Origin of the sequence: Variovorax sp. DXTD-1 (genome assembly GCF_003984625.1) — a bacterium.
Classification (GTDB): domain Bacteria; phylum Pseudomonadota; class Gammaproteobacteria; order Burkholderiales; family Burkholderiaceae_C; genus Variovorax.
Map to the genome: position 1 here is coordinate 1 of NZ_RWKH01000055.1, position 2,015 is coordinate 2,015.

Here is a 2,015-nt window from a genome sequence, read left to right on the forward strand (position 1 = left end):
CGAAGAAGCGGCGGCTGCAGCCCAGTCGATGCAGGAGCAGGCCGCCAGCCTGGTGGAAGCGGTGAGCGTGTTCAAGCTCGAAGGCGGCCAAGCCTCTGCCGCGGCGGCGAATGCACAGCTCGCCTCTGCCGCGGCCAAGGCGGCGCGCCCCTCCGAGCCCTCTTCGAAGCCCCGGCGCGCGGCGCCGGCCAAGAAGACCCAACAAGCACCTTCGTCCCCGCAGCTGGCCATGGCCGGTGCAGCCGGCGGCGACTGGACAGAGTTTTAAGCAACAGCCACAGGTTTCCCGATGAGCGCAACCCCAACCCAACAAACCGCGGACATCCGCAACGCCGCACCGTCCCGTGCGGGCCGTCCCCTGGAATTTCTTTCCTTCACGCTGGGCCAGGAAGAGTACGGAATCGACATCCAGAAAGTGCAGGAGCTGCGCGGCTACGACGCGGTGACGCGCATTGCCAACGCACCCGAATACATCAAGGGCGTGGTGAACCTGCGCGGAATCATCGTGCCGATCATCGACATGCGCATCAAGTTCCAGCTGGGCGCACCGACCTATGACCAGTTCACGGTGGTGATCGTGCTGAACATCGGCGGCCGCGTGGTGGGCATGGTGGTGGACAGCGTGTCGGACGTGATCACGCTGAGCGCCGAGCAGATCAAGCCCGCACCGGAGATGGGCGCCGTGCTGGACACGGACTACCTGATCGGACTTGGCACGCTGGACGAGCGGATGCTGATCCTGGTGGATATCGACAAGCTGATGTCCAGCGACGAGATGGGCCTGATCGAAAAAGCGGCTGCCTGAAGCCTCGGCACCAACAGATAGATAAAGAGAAAAGTTCATGCAAGCGTTCCAAAACCTCAGGATTGCGACCAAGTTGCTCGCGTCTTTCTTGGCCGTCCTGTCGTTGACTGCGGTGCTCGGAGTCGTATCGGTGTTGCAGCTTTCGAAGGTCAACCAGATGTCGACCGATATGGCCGTCAATTGGATGCCCTCAGCCCAGTCGCTGCTCGAGATGAGGGGCCTGATGGCTCGCTACCGCTCCGAGGAGATGCAACATCTGCTTTCAACAGATCCCGAAGATGCGGCGCGTTACGAGAAGTCAATGGCAGCGCTCTGGGGAGAGCTGGGCAAGGCGCGCGCGACCTACGAGCAACTCATCTCAGAGCCCGAAGAGAAGAAGATCTATCCGGAGTTCGCAAGGGTCCTCGGGCTGTATGCCCAGGAGCACGAGAAGGTGATGGCGCTGTCCCGTGCACAGCGAAAGGAAGAGGCAACTGCCCTGATTCGCTCGGATGCATCGCGCCTCAACCGCGAACTCACGGAAATGATCGACAAGCTCGTCACGTTGAACGTCGACGGCGCCCAGCAAGCCAGCGCCGACGGGGACACCACGTATGCGCGTGCGCGGTTGTGGATCGTCGGCCTTCTGATGGGTAGTATCGGGTTGGGTCTCGTGCTTGCGCTGTTCATCGCTCGCATCGTCGCGCGACCGCTGTCAGCCGCGGTGGAGATTGCGCAATCGGTGGCATCGGGCAATCTGACAAGACGCATCGACATCCAGAGCCGCGACGAGACCGGCCAGCTCATGCAGGCGCTCAAGGGCATGAACGACAGCCTCGCCAGGGTCGTCGGCGAAGTGCGCCAGGGCACCAATGCGATCGCGACGGCCTCGGGCCAGATTGCCGCGGGCAATCAAGATTTGTCTTCCCGCACCGAAGAGCAGGCCAGCTCGCTCGAAGAGACGGCCGCCTCGATGGAAGAGCTCACGAGCACGGTCAAGCAGAACGCCGACAACGCGAGGCAAGCCAACCAGCTGGCCCTGTCGGCCTCCGAAGTGGCCCTGCGCGGCGGCGGCGTGGTGAGTCAGGTGGTGGACACCATGGGCTCCATCAACACCTCTTCCAAGAAGATCGTCGACATCATCGGCGTGATCGACGGGATCGCGTTCCAGACCAACATCCTCGCGCTGAACGCGGCCGTCGAAGCCGCCCGTGCCGGTGAACAAGGCCGA

2 protein-coding genes and 1 pseudogene are annotated in these 2,015 nt (G+C 62.8%); all 3 read left to right on the top strand.

What is annotated here, in order from left to right; genetic code table 11:
- Positions 1–268 (top strand): annotated as a pseudogene (locus EJI00_RS24750) (hypothetical protein); the annotation flags it as partial.
- A 21-nt stretch (positions 269–289) separates the two neighbouring features.
- Complete coding sequence (locus tag EJI00_RS24755) at positions 290–805, top strand: chemotaxis protein CheW (protein WP_126750108.1); 516 nt, start codon at positions 290–292, stop codon at positions 803–805.
- Between the two features lie 37 nt (positions 806–842).
- The coding region (locus tag EJI00_RS24760) for a methyl-accepting chemotaxis protein (RefSeq protein ID WP_148110658.1) at positions 843–2,015 on the top strand (1,173 nt) is incomplete at its 3' end.

Bases quoted from the DNA above. Each gene is read 5' to 3' on its own strand.
- EJI00_RS24755 (WP_126750108.1), top strand. From the start codon at position 290: ATGAGCGCAACCCCAACCCAACAAACCGCGGACATCCGCAACGCCGCA.